Annotated in this window: 6 protein-coding genes and 1 pseudogene; 5 read left to right on the top strand and 2 right to left on the bottom strand. The window is 70.4% G+C overall.

All coding sequences use genetic code 11. The features are described 5' to 3' along the window. Positions 1-819: class II fructose-bisphosphate aldolase (locus tag ABW137_RS37055; RefSeq protein ID WP_526408175.1), on the bottom strand; the 819-nt coding region annotated here is incomplete at its 3' end. 84 nt (positions 820-903) lie between these two features. Here ABW137_RS37055 and ABW137_RS37050 point away from each other — a divergent pair. Genes ABW137_RS37050 through ABW137_RS37035 form a run of 4 tightly spaced genes read left to right on the top strand, consistent with a single transcriptional unit; the run spans position 904 to position 4,666 of the window. Next, entirely contained in the window at positions 904-2,166 is a 1,263-nt protein-coding gene (locus ABW137_RS37050) for an FGGY family carbohydrate kinase (RefSeq protein WP_526408173.1), read from the top strand. A 2-nt stretch (positions 2,167-2,168) separates the two neighbouring features. Then, positions 2,169-2,945 (top strand): DeoR/GlpR family DNA-binding transcription regulator, encoded by a 777-nt coding sequence (locus ABW137_RS37045; protein ID WP_526408170.1) that lies wholly within the window; start codon positions 2,169-2,171, stop codon positions 2,943-2,945. Next, positions 2,942-3,886 (top strand): 1-phosphofructokinase family hexose kinase, encoded by a 945-nt coding sequence (locus ABW137_RS37040; RefSeq protein ID WP_526408168.1) that lies wholly within the window; start codon positions 2,942-2,944, stop codon positions 3,884-3,886. The genes ABW137_RS37045 and ABW137_RS37040 overlap by 4 nt, the downstream gene beginning before the upstream one ends. A gap of 30 nt (positions 3,887-3,916) precedes the next feature. Then, positions 3,917-4,666, top strand: a complete 750-nt coding sequence (locus ABW137_RS37035; protein ID WP_526408166.1) for a deoxyribonuclease IV — start codon at positions 3,917-3,919, stop codon at positions 4,664-4,666. A gap of 86 nt (positions 4,667-4,752) precedes the next feature. On the opposite strand, the gene ABW137_RS37030 is transcribed toward ABW137_RS37035, so the two are convergent. Next, positions 4,753-5,094, bottom strand: coding sequence for a cupin domain-containing protein (locus tag ABW137_RS37030; protein WP_526408164.1), 342 nt, complete (start codon positions 5,092-5,094; stop codon positions 4,753-4,755). Between the two features lie 78 nt (positions 5,095-5,172). Here ABW137_RS37030 and ABW137_RS37025 point away from each other — a divergent pair. Next, a pseudogene (locus ABW137_RS37025) lies at positions 5,173-5,780 on the top strand (DNA alkylation response protein); the annotation flags it as partial.

Below are 5,780 nucleotides of genomic sequence, written 5' to 3'. Positions count from 1 at the left end.
GGCGTCGGCAACCGCGACCCGCGCCGTGCGCAATGCCCGGCGCGGGTCGACGGCATCCTGACCACCGTCGACCGTCAGCGCCGTCCGTACCGCACCGGTGTAGGCGATGTTGAGGGCCGTCCCGATGTTCACCTTGACGATCCCGGCGCGCACCGCGGCGCGTAGCGCGTCGTCGGGAACGCCCGACGAACCGTGCAGCACCAGCGGCGCAGGCACGGCGTCGCGCAACGCCGCGATGAGGTCGAGGTCGAGTTCTGCGGTGCGGGTGGTCATCGCGTGGGAGCTGCCGACCGCAACGGCCAGGGCGTCCACGCCCGTGGCGCCGACGAATTCGGCCGCCTGGCCCGGATCGGTGCGGACGCCGGGGGAATGCGCGCTGGTGACCTGAGAATCCTTGCCGCCGACGTACCCGAGCTCGGCCTCCACCGCGAGGCCTTGCGCGTGAAGCTGCGCCGTGGCGTCCGCTGTGACGGCGACGTTGCGGTCATACGGCAGCGATCCGCCGTCGACCATCACCGACGAATATCCGGCAGCCGCAGCCTGCTCCCAGAGTTCGGGCTTCTCGACGTGATCGAGGTGCAGACTGACGGGGACCCGAGCCTCGGTGGCCAGCGCCACCAGAGCGGCGCTCACCGGACGCACCGTGCCGTGGAATGCGACGGTGTTCTCGCTGACCTGCAGGATGACGCCGGCGCCGACCCGCTGCGCGCCGGCGACGATGCCCTCGGCGTGTTCGAGCGTGACCACGTTGAAGGCCGCGACGCCACCGGCTCGCGAGGCGGCGGCGGAGACGAGTTCGGCCGTGGTGACCAGCGGCATGGCACTCCTGAGGCTTGACGGAAATCCAATAAAACGCAATCATATCCATGTAAACGCAATCCGGGCAATGGGCGGGAACCACCAATGACGGCATTTGCCGGTCTCGACGTCGGTACCACCTCGAGCAAGGCCGTGGTCTACGACGCCGACGGTCTGGTGCTCGGAACGGGTCGCGCCGCGACCACTTGGGACGTCGGCCCCGAGGGCACCGACATCGACGCAGAGGCGTTGTGCCGCAGCGCCTTCGACGCGTTGAGCGCTGCCGCCGCGGCGGCCGACGTGCCGATCCAAGCGGTGGGGGTCACCAGCATGGGCGAATCGGGCATCCTCGTCGACAGCCACGAGCGCCCGCTGGCCCGCGTCATCGCGTGGCACGACGACCGCGACGACGAGGAGGTCGCCGACTTGGCCGCGACCGTCGGCGCCGAGGCGTTCGGCGGCATCGCGGGAAAGCCCCTTCGGGGCCAGTTCTCGCTCACCAAGCATCGCTGGCTCCTCGATCACCTCCCCGTCAGCCGCGAGGCGGTCACTCGGTTCGACGTCGGTGGCTGGGTGGTGCGTCGACTCGGCGGCGACGCAGTCCTGGAGCTGTCGCTAGCGGGGCGCACCGGGTGGCTCGACGTCACGACCGGCGACTGGTGGGACGTGGCCATGGACTGGTCGGGCGCGACCCGTGAGTTGATGCCGCCGCTGGTGGCGGCGGGCGTGCCCGTCGGTGCCGTCACGTCCGAGGCCGTGCATCCGTTGCTACACGGTGCCGTCTTGACCCTCGCCGGCCACGACCACCAAGCCTCGGCCCTCGGTGCCCGCGCGACGAGTCAAGGGTACGAACTGGATTCGTCCGGAACGGCCGAGGCGCTGGTCCGCACCATCGCGCCGGTGCCCGCCCGCGAGGACATCGCGCGACTGGCGGCCGCGGGCATCACCACCGACCCCAGTGTCGAGGCAGGCCATTGGAGCCTGCTCGGCGGGACCGAGGGTGGGCTCGCTCAGCTGCGCACACTGGAGCGGCTCGGCTTCGAGCCCGCCAGGGTCGCCGAACTGGACGCGGCCGCCGAATCGTCGCCCGACAGCGGACCAGGTGCCGAGTGGCGCCTCGTGGTGGCCACCGCGGCCGACGAAGCGCTGGTGTTGCACCGCGCGATGGACGACGTCGTCGGCCCAGCCGTGCGCGTCGTGGTCACCGGAGGGTGGCGGCACAGCGCAGAGGTGATGCGCGCCAAGTCATCTCGCTTCGGTCCGCTGGAGGTCTCGACCGTCGAGGAAGCCGGCGCACTCGGCGCCGCCACCCTCGCCGCGCGGGCCTGTGCCGCCATCGGGGCGGCCGACCATCTCGGGGCGCCGTGACGGTGGCCGAGAGGACCTGGTTCGCCGACGAACGGCACGCCGAGATGCTGCGGCTGCTCGCCACCGACCGACGCGTCGAAAGTGCGCAACTATCAATGCTCTTCGGAATCAGCACCGAGAGCGTGCGCAAGGACCTCGCGCTGCTGGAGGGCCGCGGACTGCTACGCCGGGTGCACGGGGGAGCGGTACCCGTCGAACCGCGCCGCGCCGAACCCCACGTCGCCGACCGCGACGAACACGTTGCGGAGAAGACGGCCATCGCCCGCAGGGCCCTGCAGTTCGTCCCCGATGGCGGCTCGCTGTTGCTCGACGCCGGGTCTACGACGCTGCGGCTGGCCGAAATGCTGCCCACCGAACGGGAACTCGTCGTCTACACCAACTCCTGGCCCGTCGGGTCCGCCCTGCACGAGAGGGGCATTCCGGTGGTGGCACTCGGCGGAAGGATCCGGCCCGTCACGCTGGCCGCCGTCGGAGCGCTCACCACTCAGGCGCTCGCGTCGATCAACGTCGACGTGGCCTTCCTCGGCACCAATGCGCTGTCGTTCGAGCGTGGACTCACCACGCCCGACGCCGACGAGGCAGACGTGAAGCATCGAATGCTGGCCGCAGCGCGGCAGCGGGTCTTCCTCGTCGACTCGAGCAAGTTCGGCCACGAAAGCTTGGCGCGCCACGCCGAACTCACCGACGTCGACGTGCTGATCACCGACGCGGGCGTGACGGCGCAGCACCGCAAGCGACTGCGCGCCGCGGGCGTCACCGTGGAGGTGGCCCGCCCATGATCGTCACCGTCACCCCGAACCCCAGCCTGGACCGCACCTTGCACCTGCCAATCCTGGAACCCGGAGCCGTCAACCGCGCCACCTCGACCATGACCGAGCCCAGCGGCAAGGGAGTCAACGTCGCACTCGCGCTTCACGGCACGGGCATCGACGTCCGCGCCGTGCTCCCCGTAGGCGGCGGAACGGGCCACGAAGTCATCGCGGGACTCGATGAGTTGGGCCTCCCCACCATCGGCGTACCCATCGCAGGCGCGGTGCGAAGCAACGTCTCCCTCGTCGAGGCCGACGGACGCAGCACCAAGGTCAACGAGCCGGGACCCGTGCTCTCCGTCGGTGAGGTCGACGCGCTGTGCGCTGCCGCGCTGTCGGTGGGCGGCGAAGGCGACTGGGTGCTGTGGGCTGGCAGCCTGCCCGCCGGGTTCGATGCCGACCGGCTGGCGGGGGCAGTCGCCGACGCCCGCCGCGCCGGGCGCAGGGTGGCGCTCGATGCGTCCGGTACCGCGCTGGCGCGCGTCCTTGCCAATGACCGCGACGGGTTGCCGCACCTGATCAAGCCCAACGCCGACGAGCTCGCCGAGATGCTCGGCACGACGCTGCGCACCGTGGGCGACGTCACCGCGGCCGCCCGCACGCTGCTGGCCCGCGGCGTGAGTACCGTCCTGGTGAGCCTCGGCGGCGATGGCGCACTGCTGGTCGACGAGCACCTGCCCGAGGCGCTGCACGGCACCGCTCGCGCTGACCGCGTCGTCAACACCGTTGGGGCAGGCGACGCCTTCCTCGCCGGCTTCTTGGCCGTGCCGTCCGGGGGCGCAGAAGGCCTGGCCAACGCGCTGCGGTTCGGCGCCACCGCCGTCGAGCACGACGGCACCCTGCTCGGCGTGCCCGACCCGCACCGGTCGGTGCACATCGGTCCTGCCAGTGCGGACGCCCGACTGTCCTGACGGTGTCGGCGCCGTCACTAGACTGAATGCGTGTTGATCGGTTCGCATGTGCACGACGAAGACCCCCTGGCCGCCGCCGAAGCCGATGGTGCCGAGGTGGTGCAGTTCTTCCTCGGCAACCCGCAGAGCTGGAAGAAGCCGAAGCCGCGGGAGGACGCCGCCTCGCTGCGCGCGTCGGCCGTGCCGCTGTACGTGCACGCGCCGTACCTGATCAATGTCGCCTCGGCGAACAACCGCGTCCGCATCCCGTCGCGCAAGATCCTGCAGGACACCTGCGACGCGGCCGCCGAGATCGATGCGACGGCGGTGATCGTGCACGGCGGGCACGCCGACGACGACGACATGGACGCGGGATTCGAGCGGTGGGTGAAGGCGCTCGACTATCTCAAGAGCGACGTGCCGGTGTACCTGGAGAACACCGCGGGTGGGGACCACGCGATGGCACGCCACTTCGACACCATCGCCAGGCTGTGGGATCACATCGGCGACAAGGGAATTGGCTTCTGTCTGGACACCTGCCACGCGTGGGCGGCCGGTGAGGCGCTCGTCGGCGCTGTCGAACGGATCAAGGCCATCACCGGCCGCATCGACCTCGTCCACTGCAACGACTCGCGCGACGCCGCAGGCTCCGGTGCGGACCGGCACGCCAACTTCGGTACCGGTCAGATCGATCCGCAACTGCTGGTGGCAGTCGTCAAGGCAGCGGACGCACCGGTGATCTGCGAGACCTCGGACGAGGGGCGCAAGGACGACATCGCATTCCTCCGCGAGAACGTCTGAGGGGCGGCTGTCAGCGGCGTCGTCACGACCGCCGCGATCGGCCCCGACGCGGCGGCACGCTGATCGCAGTCGGGATCACAGCCGGGTCAGGCCCCGGTGAGATAGACCTTGCGAAGCGTCTCGGTTACCGTCCACGTGGTCTGTGCGCCGGCAGCCAGGCGAACCACGTCCCCGGCGATCAGCGTCAACGGCGCACTGTCGTCGGCGAATTCGACGACGGCCGATCCCGACAGCACCACGAAGACTTCGTCGGCCTCGACGTCGGTCATCACGCCAGGGGTCATCTCCCACACCCCGACCTCCAGACCGCCGAACTCGTCGATGGAACTGGCGGCGGTGGTCGGCCCACCGCTGACGGACTGGTCGGCTGGCACGGGCTCGTGGTCCAGATCGATCGTGGCGGCGTGGACGACGGTGTTCGGCTTCATCGGACAAGTATGCGAGGCGAGCCGCGCAGGCAGTGTTACGTCTCTTGTGCGACTGTCGAGAAAATGTAACAGTGGGGGATGGTCGCAGATCCTTCATCGCTCCTCCCGTCCGCGCGCCCCCCATCGCTCCTCACGTCCGCAGGCACCCCATCGCTCCTCCCGTCCGCGGGCACCCACGTCGTCACCAATCAAGCCCCTCCGCTGGAGAACTACAACCCCGCGACGTCGCCCGTCCTCGCCGAGGCGCTGATCCGCGAGGGCGGGGGATGGGGTGCCGACGAAGTGACCGAACTCGGCGCCCTCTGCGGCAGCGCCAAGGCGCAGCGCTGGGGTGAGCTCGCCGACCGCAACCAGCCCGTCCTGCATACCCACGACCGCTACGGCCACCGCATCGACGAAGTCGAGTACGACCCGGCCTACCACGAACTCATGACCGTCGCGGTGGGCGCCGGGCTGCACGCCGCGCCGTGGGCCGACGACCGTCCGGGCGCCCACGTCGTTCGGGCCGCGAAGACCTCGGTGTGGACGCCCGAGCCCGGCCACATCTGTCCGATCTCGATGACCTACGCCGTCGTCCCCGCACTGCGGTTCAACCCCGAACTCGCCGCGATCTACGAGCCGCTGCTGACCAGCCGGGTCTACGACCCCGAACTCAGGGTGCCCGCCACCAAGGCCGGTCTCACGGC

This window comes from Mycobacterium sp. (assembly GCF_040509115.1).
Lineage (GTDB): Bacteria > Actinomycetota > Actinomycetes > Mycobacteriales > Mycobacteriaceae > Mycobacterium.
The sequence above is the reverse complement of the archived record's forward strand: the minus strand, read 5'-3'. Positions and strand labels throughout refer to the sequence as shown.